This is a genomic window from Streptomyces sp. SudanB182_2057 (genome assembly GCF_964272715.1).
In the GTDB taxonomy this organism is placed as follows: Bacteria; Actinomycetota; Actinomycetes; order Streptomycetales; family Streptomycetaceae; genus Streptomyces; species Streptomyces rubradiris.
On record NZ_OZ186798.1, the window covers coordinates 8041533 to 8057636 of the forward strand.

Annotated in this window: 12 protein-coding genes; 10 read left to right on the top strand and 2 right to left on the bottom strand. The window is 73.3% G+C overall.

Features of this window, described 5'->3' with window-relative positions; translation table 11 throughout:
* The first annotated feature begins 414 nt into the window (after positions 1–414).
* The 9 genes from ACSURM_RS35775 to ACSURM_RS35815 all read left to right on the top strand — a co-directional run bounded on the left by ACSURM_RS35775 (position 415) and on the right by ACSURM_RS35815 (position 12878).
* Complete coding sequence (locus ACSURM_RS35775; RefSeq protein WP_436960115.1) at positions 415–1605, top strand: aminotransferase class I/II-fold pyridoxal phosphate-dependent enzyme; 1191 nt, start codon at positions 415–417, stop codon at positions 1603–1605.
* A complete protein-coding gene (locus ACSURM_RS35780; protein WP_436960116.1) occupies positions 1595–2149 on the top strand; it encodes a DUF6190 family protein in 555 nt (184 codons plus the stop codon). The genes ACSURM_RS35775 and ACSURM_RS35780 overlap by 11 nt, the downstream gene beginning before the upstream one ends.
* An 11-nt stretch (positions 2150–2160) precedes the next feature.
* The gene (locus ACSURM_RS35785; protein WP_436960117.1) at positions 2161–2958 is read left to right on the top strand and encodes a dihydrodipicolinate synthase family protein; all 798 of its coding nucleotides are present in this window, start codon (positions 2161–2163) and stop codon (positions 2956–2958) included.
* Positions 2955–3851 carry an iron-containing redox enzyme family protein gene (locus ACSURM_RS35790; protein ID WP_436960118.1) on the top strand — a complete coding sequence of 299 codons (897 nt, stop codon included), beginning with the start codon at positions 2955–2957 and terminating at the stop codon, positions 3849–3851. The genes ACSURM_RS35785 and ACSURM_RS35790 overlap by 4 nt, the downstream gene beginning before the upstream one ends.
* Positions 3848–5164, top strand: coding sequence for a methyltransferase domain-containing protein (locus ACSURM_RS35795; RefSeq protein ID WP_436960119.1), 1317 nt, complete (start codon positions 3848–3850; stop codon positions 5162–5164). Before ACSURM_RS35790 ends, ACSURM_RS35795 begins: the two co-directional genes overlap by 4 nt.
* Before the next feature lie 29 nt (positions 5165–5193).
* The gene (locus tag ACSURM_RS35800; RefSeq protein ID WP_436960120.1) at positions 5194–8967 is read left to right on the top strand and encodes a multicopper oxidase domain-containing protein; all 3774 of its coding nucleotides are present in this window, start codon (positions 5194–5196) and stop codon (positions 8965–8967) included.
* Positions 8964–9692 carry a DsbA family oxidoreductase gene (locus ACSURM_RS35805; protein ID WP_436960121.1) on the top strand — a complete coding sequence of 243 codons (729 nt, stop codon included), beginning with the start codon at positions 8964–8966 and terminating at the stop codon, positions 9690–9692. Before ACSURM_RS35800 ends, ACSURM_RS35805 begins: the two co-directional genes overlap by 4 nt.
* A gap of 208 nt (positions 9693–9900) precedes the next feature.
* Positions 9901–11496 carry an SDR family oxidoreductase gene (locus ACSURM_RS35810; RefSeq protein WP_436960122.1) on the top strand — a complete coding sequence of 532 codons (1596 nt, stop codon included), beginning with the start codon at positions 9901–9903 and terminating at the stop codon, positions 11494–11496.
* Between the two features lie 5 nt (positions 11497–11501).
* Entirely contained in the window at positions 11502–12878 is a 1377-nt protein-coding gene (locus tag ACSURM_RS35815; protein WP_436960123.1) for a cryptochrome/photolyase family protein, read from the top strand.
* A 34-nt stretch (positions 12879–12912) separates the two neighbouring features.
* Here ACSURM_RS35815 and ACSURM_RS35820 read toward each other — a convergent pair whose 3' ends face one another.
* Together ACSURM_RS35820 and ACSURM_RS35825 are read right to left on the bottom strand one after the other, a co-directional pair.
* Positions 12913–14103, bottom strand: a complete 1191-nt coding sequence (locus ACSURM_RS35820; RefSeq protein WP_436960124.1) for a spore photoproduct lyase family protein — start codon at positions 14101–14103, stop codon at positions 12913–12915.
* Positions 14100–15107: a LysR family transcriptional regulator gene (locus ACSURM_RS35825; RefSeq protein WP_436960125.1), complete on the bottom strand. Its 1008-nt coding sequence runs from the start codon at positions 15105–15107 to the stop codon at positions 14100–14102. The genes ACSURM_RS35820 and ACSURM_RS35825 overlap by 4 nt, the downstream gene beginning before the upstream one ends.
* Before the next feature lie 156 nt (positions 15108–15263).
* Between ACSURM_RS35825 and ACSURM_RS35830 the strand changes: the two genes are divergently transcribed.
* Positions 15264–16103 carry an alpha/beta fold hydrolase gene (locus ACSURM_RS35830; RefSeq protein WP_436960126.1) on the top strand — a complete coding sequence of 280 codons (840 nt, stop codon included), beginning with the start codon at positions 15264–15266 and terminating at the stop codon, positions 16101–16103.
* Position 16104 lies beyond the last annotated feature (1 nt).

The window sequence follows — 16104 nt, forward strand, 5'->3', positions numbered from 1 at the left end:
ACACCGTTTTCCCACGCCGTGCCGACGGGTACGGTGCCTGACCCATGCCCGGAAGCGCGCACCGCGCGGCGCACGACGGGAAGCCGGCGCGCGGTCTGTCAAAAGGCGGCCCTTTGTGACGGTGAGTCGCTTGTCCCGCCACCGTCGACTGTGGCACAGTCACCTACCGGACGAAGTCCGTATACGGGGGTATACATGTCTGGAACTCGTTTCCGAACTCACGTCGTAGCCGGCGACGAGCACTCTGGCCTCCTTCCGTAGGGGCACCCTTCCCACCGTCCGACCGGGACGGTTCTCCGCGTGCCCTCGGCCGCGGTCCGCGCAAGAAGTCCTCTGACACACGAGCCGGGTCTCTCACATGCCGTGACGCGCCCGCTCGTGCCCGCACTCGTACGCCGTACGACTGGAGGAACCATGACCATGCACGCCGGCACCACTCTGAGCACCGCGCACGACCAGCTGCTCGATCTGACACAGCATGAGATCCAGGCCCTGCGCACCGAGTTCAACCTCGCCGACGCCCACACCCACCAGCGCCAGTCCGCCGCCCAGCACGAGATCGTCGGCCGCCTTCCCCAGCTGTGGTACGAGGCGGAGGAGGGCCTCCAGGCCACCTACGAGCAGCGGTTCACCGAGGCGTTCTTCCGCCTCCACCGCCAGCCCACCGCCCTGGCCAGGAACAAGACGCTCCTGTCGTACGCCGCCTCCATCTCCACCATGGTCGTGGCGATGTACCTCAAGCAGCGCCGCGCCGCCGTCACCCTGGTCGAGCCGTGCTTCGACAACCTGCACGACGTCCTGTCGAACATGGGCGTGCCGCTGTACCCCGTCGAGGAGTCGGCCCTGCACGACCCCGACCGCATCTACACCGAACTCAAGCGCCGGGTCCGCACCGACGCGCTGTTCCTCGTCGACCCCAACAACCCCACCGGCTTCACGCTCATGCGGCACGGCCGCAAGGGGCTGGAAGAGGTCGTCAGGTTCTGCAAGGACCACAACAAACTGCTGGTCATCGACTTCTGCTTCGCCTCGTTCACCCTCTACGACCCCGAACTGGCCCGGTTCGACGTCTACGAGCTGCTGGAGGAGTCCGGGGTGAGCTACCTGGCGATCGAGGACACCGGCAAGACCTGGCCGGTGCAGGACGCCAAGGCCGCCATGCTCACGGCCAGCGACGACATCAAGGAAGACATCTACAACCTGCACACCAGCGTGCTGCTGAACGTCTCGCCGTTCGTGCTCAACATGCTGACCCAGTACGTGGAGAACTCCCGGAAGGACGGCCTGGCCTCGGTCCGCGACGTGCTCGACACCAACCGGGCCGCCGTCGAGGAGGCGCTGCGCGGCACGGTCCTCGAATACCAGGAACCGGTCGCCAAGACCAGCGTGGCCTGGGCGCGCATAACCCACCCCGAGCTGACCGCGACCGAACTCCAGCGGGAACTGCGCACGGAGGGCGTGTACGTGCTGCCCGGGCGGTACTTCTACTGGAGCCAGCCCGGCCGCGGCGAGCCCTATGTCCGCATGGCGCTGGCCCGTGAGCCGGAGATGTTCGCCGGCGCGATGCGGCGACTGCGGAAGGTGCTGGACCGCTATGCCCGCTGACACCCCCGCCGCACAGGACCGTGAGGTCTTCGTCGACGCGGCGCTGTTCCTCGGCATGCACAGCCAGGACGACGGCCTGCGCATCGCCTGCAAGGCGTTCTTCGTGGAACGGCTCGACACCCGCGTGGTCATGAACCTGGAACAGGTGGGCCGCTGCGACGACGTCATCTGGAGCTACTCGCGCGAACTCCAGGACCTCTACTACCCGTTCATGGACCAGCTCCACACGGTCATGGACATCAGCCGGGAAGGGTACGACCGGGCCGATGTCGGCCTGGCCCTGTCCGACCCGACCCTTCCCGGACAACTGCCTTTCATCGACCGGCTGTTGATCGCCATGGTCGTCAACCGCAAGGGGCTGCTGCACACCGTCGGCCCCCGCGGGGCCGCCTTCGGGGGACTCCCCGTGCGCGCCGTGGCCGCCTGGCCCGCCGGCACGCCCGAACCCACCTTCCCCGCGCCGCTGGAGCGGCTCTACCACGCGTCGCTCGCCCTGCGCCTGCCCCCGGACCGGCTGGGCATACCGGCGCCGGACCGTACCTGAGGGAGCCCGACATGTACCAGGGAGTGATCGCGGCCCTGGTGACGCCGCTCTCGGAGACCGGTGAGGTCTCCGAGAGCGGGGTCGCCCGGCTGCTGGACACCGTCCGACCCCACGTCGACGCCCTGCTGCCCAACCTCAGCACCGGCGAAGGGCGTCGGCTCAGCGACCGGCAGTGGGAGGACATGCTCACCGCCACCGTGAAACACGCCGGCGGCCTGCCCGTCCTCGCCGGCGTCCTGCGCCCCACCACGGAACGGGTGCTGGAGCGGGCCCGGGTCGCGCTGGACCTCGGCGCCCAGGCGCTGGTCGCCACCACCCCGTACGGCCCGGGGATCACCCAGGACGAGATCCGCCGGCACTTCACCGCACTCGGCGAGCGCGGCGGTCTGCCGGTCGTCGTCTACCACGGCACCGAAGTCGCGGGAAACGCAGCCGACTTCGACACCCTGCTGCGGATCTGCGAACTGCCCTCGGTGGTGGCCGTCAAGGACTCCTCGGGCAGCGCGGACTTCACCCGGCGGCTGGTCCGGGCCCGGCCCGGGGCGCGCGTCCTCGCCGGACTGGAACACCTGCTGCTGGAGTCCGGGCCCGTCGACGGATACGTGGTCGCGCTCGCCAACGCCGAACCGGAGCTGTGCGCCGACCTGTTCGCCGGCCGGCTCGCCGATCCGGCCGCCCGCCTCGCCGACGCCTGCGCGCGCTACGGCCTGGAGCGGGACGACTGGTACCGCCGGATCAAGACCGCGCTGTACCACCGCGGCGTACTGGAGACCGACAGGACCGTGGAGAACGCGGAGGCGGGCGAATGAACACCGAGGCACCCGGCACCCTGCCGCGCGGCACCGAGCCGCCGGTCACCGCGCCACCCGGCGGTGGGTCGGTCCACCGGGAACTGTTCCGGCTCAACCGGACACCGCTGGACTCCCGGCTGCTCGCCCGGGTCGAGGAGATCGAACGGGACTGGATCCTCCCGCTCGTGCGGTCCATCGAGTCGGCCACCGCACCGGTCGCCGACCGGGCCGGCTGGCAGCGCCTGCTGGCCGGGCTGCTGGCCAGGGAACGCGCGGGCAGCCCGGCCGGCGCCTACCTCGCCGAGCGGGCGAGCCGCGAGGAATTCGCCCTCGTCGTGCGGGAGTTCGCGCTCGACGGGCTGACCGAGGCGCAGAACTTCTTCCCCGCCGTGCCCCGGCTGCCGATCAAGGCGCAGATGGCCGTGATGCGGGTCCTCATCGACGAGTTCGGCTGCGGCAACCTCCAGCAGGCGCACTCCCAGCTCTACCGGATGCTCCTCGCCGAACTCGGCCTGCCCCAGGAGCCGGAACACTTCCTGGACACCACCGCGGACGAGACCTTCCAGTTCCTCAACGTCTTCTACTGGCTCACCCAGCGCGCCCCGCACGTCGAGTACTTCCTGGGCGCCCTGGCCTACCTGGAGGCATCCATACCGGACGCCTTCACCCACCAGGCGCGGGCCTGCGAGCGGCTCGGCATCCGGCACGGCCGCTACTACACCGAACACCTGCACATCGACACCTTCCACATGCGGGAGATGCAGTTGGCCATCAAAGAGTACGAAGCCGCCTACGGTCTCGACCCGACCCGGCTGTGGACCGGAGCGCGACTGCTCTCCCGGCTGATCGGCGGCGCCTTCGACGCGGCCGTGGCACGGGCCAGGGAGTCGGCCGGCGGGGTGGCGGCATGACGGGCCGCACCGGAGCCGAGGAGCCGGTCCTGGAGGAACTGCCCGGCGACCGCCTGCGCGTCCGGGTGGCCGGCCAGGAGTTCGTGACCGACGCCGCCTGCCCGCACCGCAAGGGCAGACTCGTCCACGGACAGGTCAACCCCCGTACCCTGCGCATCAGTTGCCCGCTGCACCACAGCAGCTTCGACCTGACCACCGGCTGCCCGGCGAGCGGCCCCGCCGAGGAGGCGCTGACCGTGTACCGGGGCGGCGTCTGGCCCGGCCACTACCGCGCCGAGCAGGTCTGGCTCCCCGTCTCCGAGCAACTCCTGGACTGGGGCGAGGAATTCCACGAGCTGATGCTCGACGACGAGCTGCGCATGACGGCCTTCCAGACAGCCGTCGGCGAGGCGGTACGCCCCGGGGACACGGTCCTCGACCTGGGCACCGGCACCGGCATCCTGGCCCGTTGGGCCTTGGAGGCCGGGGCGGCCCGGGTCTACGGGATCGACCTGAACGAGAAGGTCCTGGCCACCGCCACCGAGCGGCTCGCCGAGGCCGGGTTCGCCGACCGCTTCATCCCGCTCGCGGGCCTCTCCTTCGACCTGGAGCTGCCCGAGCGGGTCGACATCGTCATCTCCGAGATCATGGGCAACCTCGGCGACAACGAGAACTTCTCCGCGATCCTCGACGACGCCCGGGAACGCTTCCTGCGCCCCGGCGGCACCATGCTGCCCCGCCTGGTGGACACCTTCCTGGTGCCGGTGACCGCCGAGTCCGCGCACGCGCAGCTGACCGGCCCCGGGCCCGAGGACGCGGGCGGACCGGACGCGTTCGCCGCCCTGCTGGCCGACCGCGGCGCCCGGGACCCCTATTCCCTGTACTACGACGTGATCCTCCCGGTCCACGGCCACCTGAGCGCACCGGGCCTGCTGCGGCGCTACGAGCCGGGAGGCGAGCGGACCGGACCGGGCGGCACCCCCGTCTCGTACGACGTGCCGCTGGCGTTCACCGTGCGGCGGGACGGCGTGTTCACCGGGTTCAAGGGCTACTTCACCGCCCGGCTGTCGGACACGGTGGCGCTCGACATCTCCGGCGACGACATCGCGGGACGCACCACCTCCGACAGCTGGAAACACTGCTATCTGCCCGTCGAACGCCCGGTGCGGGTGCGGCGCGGCGACCGGATCGCCATGACCTTCAGCCGCCGCGGCGGCCGGGACGGCAGCCCCTTCGGCCAGACCTACGGCTGGCAGGGCCGGATCCTGTCCGGCTCCCGGGTGCTGGACCGGTTCGCCCACAGCACCGGCCCCGCCATCGACCTGCCCGCATGACCACGACGCACGGGGGAGTCCACCCAGACATGAACAGCACAGCGGCACCGGCCGAGCGACCCGGGGACGGACGTCCGGTACGGACATACGACGTGGTCGCGCTCAACGTGCCCATCGCGTACAACGAGTTCGGCGACCACGACCGCAACGGCGCCCTGTACACCCTCGCCTCCGACGCGCCGGAACTGAGGGAGCTGGCGGCCTCCTGGCCGCAGCCGTTCCCCAGCTATCTGGACCAGCCCGAGCTGGTGCCCGGCCCGCACCCGCTCGCCCGCCCGCTCGTCCTGCGGGTCCGGCGCGGCGAACGCCTGCGGGTCCGGCTGACCAACGAGCTGCCGCGCCCCGCCGGCATCACCCTCCAGGGTGTCCGCTACGACGTGCGCACCATGGACGGACTCGCGGCGGGCGCCAACCCGGACAGCAGCGTGCCCCCGGGCGGCACCCGCGTCTACGAATGGGTCTGCGAACACGAGGGCGTCTTCCACTTCGGGGACATGTCCGACGCCCGCGGCGAGGGCACACAGAGCCACGGCATGGTCGGCGCGGTCGTCGTCGAGGCGCCCGGGGCGACCTGGACCGACCCCGAGACCGGAGCGCCGCTGGCCACCGGCCTGTACGCGGACGTCCATCTGCCGGACCGCAGCTTCCGCGAGTTCGTCGTCTTCATGATGGAGTACCCGAGCAACGACAACCCGGCGGTGCCGCCGCCGATGCCCGGCCACGGCCACGGTGGGGGACACGGCGAGGACGGGGGACACGGCGGCGGACACACCGGGGCCGGCGCGCGGCCGGCCACCGGGCTGCCCGCCTTGCGCCCGAACACCTCGGACACCGTCGACGACCTCACCCCGCCCAACATCGCGATGCTGCCGGTCAACCACCGCATCGAGCCCATGGAATGGCGGATGTACCGCTACCAGAAGCTCATCGAGGAGGGCCGTATCGACCCGGTCCGGGACGCGGTGATCGGCGAGGAGGTGCACCACAGCTCCTGGCTGTTCGGCGACCCCTCCACCCCGGTCCTGCGCGGCTACTCCGGCGACCCCACCGTCATCCGGCTGGTGCACGGCGGCATGCGCGACACCCATGTCTTCCACACCCACCTGCACCAGTGGCGGCTGCGGCCGGACGACGAGAACGCGCCCATCGTGGACTCCGTCAGCATCGGCCCGCAGGAGGCCATGACCCTCGAACTGATCGGCGGCCTCGGCTCCCGGCAGGGCGCGGTCGGCGACTCGATCTGGCACTGCCACATGTACGTCCACTTCCACATGGGCATGTGGGGACTGTTCCGGATCTTCGACACCCTCCAGGACGGCACCGGCAGCTACCCCGACGGCCGCACCGTCCAGCCCCTCGTCCCGCTGCCGCACCGCCCGGCCCCGCCGGCGCCCACGCCCGAACGGCCCGGCTTCCCCGGCTTCCTCGCCCAGTCCGCCACCTTCCCGCAGAAGAACCCCCGGCCGCCGCGGACCCCGCTGCAGCCGCCCGGCATGGGCCGCGAGCCCACCCCCCTGGAAGCCGCCGCCTTCGTGGACGACCCCCAGCCCGGCGAGGCCTTCACCAAGATCGCCCCACCGGACGCGCCGGTGCGCCGCTACCACCTGGTGGTCACCAACGGCACCCTCTACTACCACGGCGACCCCACCGACGAGCACGCCGTGACCTGGCACGACCACAACGCCCACTTCTACGTCCTCGCCGAGGAGATCGAGGAGGCCGGCGGCCTGGACGAGTTCAAGCGGCAGCTCGCGCGCGGCGAACGCACCCTCGAACCACTGGTCATCCGGGCCAACAAGGGCGAGGTCCTCGAACTCACCCTGACCAACGCGCTGCCGACCGGACCGCAGGAGGAGTCGGCCTTCGACCCGCACCTGCCGTTCCAGCCGGAGTGCGGACTCCACACCCACCTGGTCAAGTACGACCCGCTGATCTCCGACGGCTCCGCGGTCGGCTGGAACTACCTGTCCGCCACCACCACCGCCGACCAGGGCGAGGAGGACCACGGCCGGTACCACTCCTGGACCTACCGCTGGTACGTGGACGAGGAGTTCGGCACCGTCCTGTTCCACGACCACCTGCTCGCCAACTACCGCCAGCGCCACGGGCTGTTCGGCGCGCTCATGGCCGAACCCGAGGGCGCCGTCTGGGTCTCGCCGCACGACCACGGCAAGGAACTGCGGCGCGGCACCCAGGCCGTGATCAAGAAGGCCGACGGCACGGCACACCGGGAAATGGTCCTGGCCATCGGCGACTTCGTGCCCATGGTCAAGCACGGACACGGCGACCACGGCGAGCCCGTCAACCCGCCGCCGGTGCCCGGAGCCCCGGACGACCAGGGCGCGATGGGCGTCAACTACCGCAGCGAACCGCTGTCCGAGCGCGGCGGGGACCCGGCCCACTGGTTCTCCAGCGCCGTCCATGGCGACCCCGGCACCCCGCTGCTGCGCGGCTACCCCGGAGAGGACCTGCGCCTGCACGTCCTCCAGGGCTCCCACGAACTCCAGCACAGCTTCACCCTCTCCGGCGCCCGCTGGCGCGAGTGGCCCCGCCGCGCCGACACCGCCTGGCGCGACCAGCAGACGCTGGGCATCTCGAACGTCGCCGAGCTGGCCCTCGCCCCGACCATGGTCCCCGGCGACCACCTGTGGTCCTTCAGCGCGGGCAACGACCTGTGGCTGGGCTGCTGGGGCCTGCTGCGGCTGCACGACCGCCGGCAGGCCGACCTGCCGCCGCTGCCCGGCCGGACCACCGGCGTCCCGCAGCTGCCGGCCCGCCGCCGGGTGCGCCGGTACACCGTACGCGCCCGCGCCCAGGTCATCGAGTACAGCCCGCTGCGCACCGACCCGTACGGGCTCGTCCTCACCGCCGACGGGGACGGCGGCCCGGAGGAGGGCCCGCTGGTCCTGCGCTGCCGCGCCGGGGAATGGGTGGAGGTCACCCTGATCAACGAGCTGGACGGGCCGCCGCCCGCCAGCCCGCTGGACCCGGCCCTGATGAACGAGGCGGACCCCGGGGCCCGGACCGTCTCCGGCCGGGTCTCCCTGCACCCCACCCTGCTCGACTTCGACGTCCGCACCGACGACGGCGCCCACGTGGGCCGCAACGCCGACTCCACCGTCAAGCCCGGGGCCGCCCGCACCTACCGCTGGTACGCCGCCGAACCCGGCGTGGTGCTGCTGCGCTCCCACGCGGACGTCATCTCGCACCCGCGGCGCGGACTGGCCGGGGTGCTGGTGGTGGAGGAGGCCGACGCCACCCCGTACGACCCGGACACCGGACGGGAGCGGTGGACCGGCGAGCGGGCCGTGGTGCGCCGCCCGGACGCCGAACCGGTACGCGAACTCGTCCTGCTCGCCCAGGACGGCCTGCGGCTCTACCACGACGGAGACCTCACCCAGCCGGTCACCGACCTGTTCTCCGACAGCCCCGACGACGCCGGCCAGAAGGCGTACAACTACCGCACCGCGGCCCTGCACCCGCTGGACCCGGTGCTCGCCGACCCCCACCCGCCGACCCCGCTGCTCACCTGCCGGCCCGGCGACCAGGTGGCCGTGCACCTGGCCATCGCCTCCCACCGGATGCGCAACCAGTGCTTCACCGTGCACGGGCAGGTGTGGGACGCTTCCGAGACCGGCCTCGGCTGGCACGTGTCCACGATCGGCGCGCTGGCCTCCGGCAGCACCCGGACGGTGCGTTTCCGCGCCCAGCACCCGGGAGATCACGTCTACCGCACCGGCAATCTCCACTGGGGCCTCAGCGAGGGCTGGTGGGGGCTGATCCGCATCGAGGAGACTCCATGACCCGCACGACCACCGGTACGGACGGGCAGTCCGATCCCCGGCTGCCCGCCGCACCCGACACCATCGCCGTCCACACCGACCTGAACTGCTCCTTCGCCCACGTCGCCGTGCACCGGCTGCACGAGACCCGGCGCCGCCTCGGCCTGGAGGGACGGCTCTGGTTCGATTTCCGGGCCTTCCCGCTGGAGCTGTTCAACCGGGAGGTCAACGCCCGCCCCGGAGTGGATTCGGAGATCTCCGTGCTGGGTGCGCTGGAGCCCGAGGCCGGCTGGCGGCTGTGGCAGGGACCGGACTGGGCCTACCCGGTGACCACACTGCCCGCGCTGGAGGCGGTGCACGCGGCCAAGGCGCAGGGCTGGCACGCCAGCGAGCAGCTGGACCGCGCCCTGCGCCGGGCCTTCTGGGCCGAGAACCGGTGCATCTCCCAGCGCCATGTCATCCTCGACGTCGCCGCGGAGACCGGCGCGGTGGACGTGGCGGCGCTGGCCGAGGCGTTCGACAGCGGCACCGCCCGGCCGGCGATCATGGCCCAGTACGCGTCGGCCCGCGGCGGCCGGGTCGACTGCAGCCCGCACCTCTTCCTCCACGACGGCACGGACAGCGCCAATCCGGGCATCACGGCCCACTGGGTCAACGGCGGTTTCGGCGTCGGCTATCCCGTCATCGACGAGGACCGCCCGGAGATCTACGAGAAACTCCTGACCCAGGCGGCGGCGCTGCTCTGACCCGACCGGGGCGGTGGGGGCCGCCGGCCGCGACCGGGCCGTCGGCCCCCGGCCACGGCGGTGGCGGCCCGTGCCCGTCCGGTTCCCCGGCCTCGGCCCGTACGGCCCGCCCCCTCACCCGATCACCCCGCGCCCGGGCGCTTCCGGCCGTACGGGGGCACGGTAGAGAGGGGTGACCCGCCGACGGGCGGAGGCGGAGGGAGCGGCCATGAGGGACGACACGGCACCGGCCGGGGACGCGGCAGGTGGCGGCCTGGCCTGTCTGGTGACCGGGGCCACGGGCTACATCGGCGGCCGGCTGGTGCCGGAGCTGCTCGACGCCGGTCACCGGGTGCGCTGCCTGGTCCGCACCCCGGACAAGCTGCGCGACCACCCGTGGGCCGGCCGGGTGGAGATCCTCCGGGGTGATGTGACCGACGCCGAGTCGGTGGCCCGGGCGATGGACGGCATGGACGTGGCCTACTACCTCGTGCACGCACTCGGCACCGGCCGCGGGTTCGAGGAGACCGACCGGGCGGCGGCCCGCGTCTTCGGCGGCCAGGCCCGCCGGGCCGGCGTCGGCCGGCTCGTCTATCTGGGCGGTCTCACACCCGGATCCGTCCCCGAACCCGAGCTGTCCCCGCACCTGCGCTCCCGAGCCGAGGTCGGCCGGATCCTGCTCGCCTCGGGTGTCCCCACGGCCGTGCTCCGCGCCGCCGTGATCATCGGCTCGGGCTCCGCCAGCTTCGAGATGCTGCGCTACCTCACCGAGCGGCTGCCGGTGATGGTCACCCCGCGCTGGGTGCACACCCGGATCCAGCCCGTCGCCGTACGGGACGTCCTGCGCCTGCTCACCGGCTGCGCCCGCCTGCCGCGCGAGGTGAACCGTGCCTTCGACATCGGCGGACCGGAGGTGCTCACGTACCTCGACATGATGCGCCGCTACGCCGCGGTGGCGGATCTGCCCCGACGGCTCATCCTGCCCGTCCCCGTTCTCACCCCCCGGCTGTCCAGCTACTGGGTGGGCCTGGTGACGCCGGTCCCCGCCTCGATCGCCCGCCCCCTGACCGAGTCCCTGCGCCACGAGGTGGTGTGCCGCGAGAACGACATCGAACAGTACGTGCCCAGCCCGCCGGGACACCCGATCGGCTTCGACCGCGCCGTCCGGCTGGCCCTCCAGCGCGTACGCGACGCCCAGGTCACCACCCGGTGGTCGTCGGCCGCCGTGCCCGGCGCGCCCAGCGACCCGCTGCCCACCGACCCCGACTGGGCGGGCGGCAGCCTCTACACCGACGTACGCGAACGCGACGCGGACGTCTCGCGGGAGGCGCTGTGGGAGGTCGTCGAGGGCATCGGCGGAGAGCACGGCTGGTACTCCTTCCCCCTCGCGTGGGCGGTGCGCGGCTGGCTCGACCGGCTGGTGGGCGGCGTCGGCCTGCGCCGGGGCCGCCGTGACGCCCGGCACCTGAGGACCGGCGACTCCCTGGACTTCTGGCGGGTCGAGGAGATCGCCCACGGCCGGCTGCTGCGGCTGCGCGCCGAGATGCGGCTGCCCGGCCTGGCCTGGCTGGAGATGAGCGTGGACGGCGCCGACGGCGGACCGGTCCGGTACCGGCAGCGGGCGCTGTTCCACCCCCACGGCCTCCTCGGCCACCTGTACTGGTGGGGCGTCTCGCCCTGGCACGCGGTCGTCTTCGGCGGCATGGCCCGCAACATCGTCCGCACCGCCGAGCGCGCGGCACCGTCCCGGCCGGGTTCCTCCGGCGCCGCGCCAGCGCCCGGGGACAGGGGCGCCGAGGCCCGGCGGACCACCGGAAGGGGCTGACACCCTTGCGTGTCTCGATCGTCCTGTTCACCGCCGACCTGCGCCTGTACGACCACCCGCCGCTGCGCGCGGCCCTGGACACGGCGGACGCCGTCGTCCCGCTGTTCGTGCGGGACCCCGCCGTCGAGGCGGCCGGATTCGCCTCCCCCAACCGCCGCGCGTTCCTCGACGACTGCCTGGCGGACCTGGACGCCTCCCTGCGCCGGCGGGGCGGCCGGCTCGTGGTGCGCTCCGGCGACCCGGTGGCGGAGGTGTGCCGCGTGGCGGCCGAGGCGGACGCCGGCGAGGTGCACCTGGCGGCCGGGCACAGCGGTTTCGCCGCGCGCAGGGAGGAACGGCTGCGGTCCGCCCTGGAGGCGGCCGGCCGCCGGCTGTCGGTGCACGACACCGTCACCGTCGCCGTACCGCCCGGCCTGGTCACCCCCGCCGCCTCCGACCACTTCGCCGTCTTCACGCCGTATCACCGGCACTGGACGCGCATCCCGCCGCGCCCGGTCCTGCGCGCCCCGCGCCGGGTGCCCGTGCCCGACGGGGTGAGCGGCGAACCGGTCCCCGCACCCGGGGCGACCACCGGGCCGTCCCCGGCCCTGCCGCCGGGCGGGGAGAGCCGGGGCCGCGCGCGGATGACCGCGTACCTGCGGCAGGGTCTGGACGCCTACGACAGCACCCGCGACGACCTGGCCGCCGACGCCACCTCCCGGCTCTCCGCCCACCTGCACTTCGGCACGCTGTCCCCGGTGGAACTCGTCCACCGGGTCCGCCGGCACGACGGGCCCGGCGCCGAGGCGTTCCTGCGGCAGCTCGCCTGGCGCGACTTCCACCGCCAGGTGCTCGCCGCCCGGCCCGCGAGCGCCCACCGCGACTACCGCACCCGGCACGACCGCTGGCGCACCGAGCGCACCGCCGCCGCGGACATCGACGCCTGGCGCGAGGGCCGCACCGGCTACCCGGTCGTCGACGCGGCGATGCGGCAACTGCGCGTGGAGGGCTGGATGCACAACCGCGCCCGGCTCCTCACGGCGGGATTCCTGACCAAGACCCTGTACGTGGACTGGCGGATCGGCGCCGCCCACTTCCTGCACTGGCTGGTCGACGGGGACCTGGCGAGCAACCAGCTCAACTGGCAGTGGATGGCCGGCACCGGCACGGACACCCGCCCCAACCGGGTCCTCAACCCCGTCACGCAGGGCAAGAGATACGACCCGCGGGGCGCGTACATCCGCCGCTGGCTCCCCGAACTCGCGGACGTAGAGGGGGCGTTGGTGCATGAGCCGTGGAAGCTCCCGGCCCCGGCGCGTGCCGCCCTCGACTACCCCGACCCGATCGTCGACCTCGCTGACGGCCTGGACCGCTTCCGCCGGGCCCGCGGCAAGCAGCCCTGAGCCGGCTGCCACGGGGTGGATGCCGGGCCGCGGGTCAGAAGGCGTACCGGATGCGCAGCCAGGGCGCGTGGGCCGCGACCAGACCGCGCAGGGTGCGTACCGCCCGTGCCTTGACCCGGCCGTCGTAGCGGACGTTCAGCGCGCCGTTCTGCGAGCGCTTGTCCTCTTGCAGCTCCGGCTGCCAGAGCAGGTCCTCGGCCCGGGGGTGCCAGCCCAGGTTGACCTGGTGCAGGTCCCGGTTGTGGGTGAGCAGGATCACCTCGGCGGCGGCCTGTGTCTTGACCCGGTCGGGCAGGACGTCGTCCAGCTGCCGGAGCAGCTCGCTCCAGGCTTCCTCCCAGCCGGGGCGCAGCACCACGGGGGAGAGGTTGAAGTGGACCTCGTAGCCGGCGTCCAGGAAGTCCGCCGCGGCGGCGATCCGGTCGCCCACGGGCGATGTCCGTACGTCCAGCAGCCGCGAGTCCGCGGCGGGCATCACGGAGAAGCGGATCCGGGTACGGCCCCGGGGGTCGAGCGCCAGCAGGTCCGGGTTGACGAACTTGGTGGCGAAGGACGCCTTCGCGGTGGGCCAGCCGCGGAAGGCGCGCACCAGGTCCGCGGTGTTGTCGCTGATCAGCGCGTCCACCGAGCAGTCGCCGTTCTCCCCGATGTCGTAGACCCAGGCCGACTCGTCGCACTGGTTGGGTTCCGGCTTGCGTCCCTGGCGGGCGATGTGCCGGGCCAGGTGGGCGATGATGGCGTCGATGTTGGTGAAGACGGTGACGGGGTTGGCGTATCCCTTGCGGCGCGGGACGTAGCAGTAGGCGCAGGCCATGGCGCACCCGTTGGACGGGCCGGGGGCGATCCAGTCGGCGGACCGGCCGTTGGGCCGGGTGGCCAGCGTCTTCCGCTCGCCCAGGACCAGCGTCTCCCCCTTCACCCGCACCCAGCGCTCGACATTGCCCTCGCTGCCGTGCAGCCCGGGGATGCGCCAGTGCGAGTCCACCTCGATCAGCTCCGCGTCCGGGAAGCGGGCGAGGATCTGGCGGCCGCGCGCGGAGGACGCGGCGGCCGGTTCCGCGTAGATCGTCCGGACGGGCAGCAGACGACGGGCCGCGGCGGACTCGCGGAACGGCGGACGGCCGTCCGGGCCGCGCCCGGGTGTCCCCGGGGCGGCGTCCAGCGCGTCGAGGCCGAACAGGGCGTCGAGGCCGTCGTCACCGGGGTCTGCGGAGGGGTACGTCATGCGCGTCTGCCGAACGGTAGGGGAGGGGCCGTGGGCGGGGGGAGGGCCACGTTCCACTGTAGGCGTTCGTCCGGGACCGCTGGGTGATCGTCTTCAGACCGGGGCCGGCCGGGTCGGTCCCGGTTCCGCGTGGTCCCGTACCAGGCGCCGGAACGCCCGCGCCGCCGGGGAGAGGCCCCCCGCCTCCAACCGGCGGGGGAGAAGGCCAGCGCCAGCGTCCGGTGCAGGCGGGGGTGCGGCGGCCGGGCCACGACGGCACCCTCGGTGTCCTGCCACGCGCCGCGGCCGAGCGTCGGTGCGATGCTGACCCCGAGGCCGCTGGACACCATCGTGGCGATCGCCGACAGTTCGGCCGCCTCGAACGCGATGTCGAGTTCGACCCCCGCTTGCCGGGCCGCGTGCCGGACCAGGGGGCGGCAGCCGCCGGTGGAGAGGATGAACGGCTCCTTCGCCAGGGCGGACACCGGTACGGCCGGCGCGTCCGCCAGGGCGTGGTGCGCCGGAAGCAGCGCCACCATCTCGTCCGAGCCCAGTTCCACCACGTCCAGCCCCGGGGCCGGCAGCGTCACCACCCCGGCCTCGACGGCGCCCCGCTCCAGCCAGGCCCGTACGTCCCGGTCGAAACCCTCCAGCAGACGGACCCGCACCCGCGGGTGGCGGTCGGTGAACTCCGCGATCCGGGGCGCCAGCAGGGTGCCGGTGGCGGTCGGCAGCGAGGCCAGCCGCAGTTCACCCGTCACCTCGCCGGTGGCCGCCGCCACTTCGGTGCGCACCAGGTCGAAGTGGCGCACCGCCTCGCGCGCGTGCGCGACCGCGCGCCGGCCGGGTTCGGTCAGCCGGACGCCGTCACGGCCCCGGACGACCAGCCGGGCCCCGAGCTCCCGCTCCAGGGAGGCGACCGCACGGCTGACCGCGGGCTGGGAGACCCCCATCCGTTCCGCCGCCGCGGTGAAGCCGCCGTGGTCCGCCACGGCCAGCAGGACGCGTAGTTGTGAGAGACGCATCACACTTCCCCAGAGACGTCGGCCCGCCACCAGCGATCATGCCGGGCCGGGCATGATCGCATACCGCCACCATTATTTGCCCGCCGGTACGCCATGGCAGAAGGGTGTCGGCATCCGAGAACCGACCCCCGACCGACCGTCGTCAGGAGCCCCGCCATGACCACCGCGCCTGCCGCAGCCCGCCGCGCCACCGTCGAGGTGGACGGCCTGCCCGCCTCCTACCTGACCGCCGGTGGCGAAGGCGCCCCGGCCGTCCTGCTCCTGCACGGCACCTACTGGAGCCGTGTCTGGCTGCCGGTGCTCGGGGACCTGGCCGCCGCGGGCCTGCGGCCGGTCGCCGTCGACCTGCCCGGGCTGGGACGCTCGGCCGGCGAGCTGACGGTGGCGACCGCCTCGGTCCCGGCCCTGGCCTCCTGGGTCGCGCGGTTCGCCGCCGCCCTCGCGTTGCCCGGGCCGCTGCGGGTGGCGGGGCACGACATCGGCGGCGCCATCGCCCAGCACCTGCTGGTGGGCCAGGACGCGGAGGTCGAGCGGCTGGGCCTGGTGAACTCGGTGAGCTACGACTCCTGGCCGGTCCCGGGCGTGGCCCGGTTCCGCGATCCGGCCGCACGGGCGGCCGTCACCCCCGAGGAGCTGCTGGCCGCGCGGCGGACCGCCCTCACGGCCGCGCTGGGCCGCCCGGCCGGGGAGGCCGAGATCACCGAGTACCTCCAGCCGTGGACCGACCCCCGCACCGTCCGCTCGTGGCTGTGCCTGGCCGCCGCCGCGGACAACCGTCACACCCTGGCCGCGCTCCCGGCTCTCACCGCGTCGACCGCGCCGAAGCTGCTGGTGTGGGGCGAGGAGGACCGTTTCCAGCCGATCGCCTACGCCGAGCGGTTCGTCACGGAGGTCCCGCACAGTACCCTGGCCCGGATCCCCGGCGCGGGCCACATCCCGATGGAGAACGACGCCCCCGCGGTGGCCCGCGCCCTGGCCCGGTTCTTCCTCGGCTGAG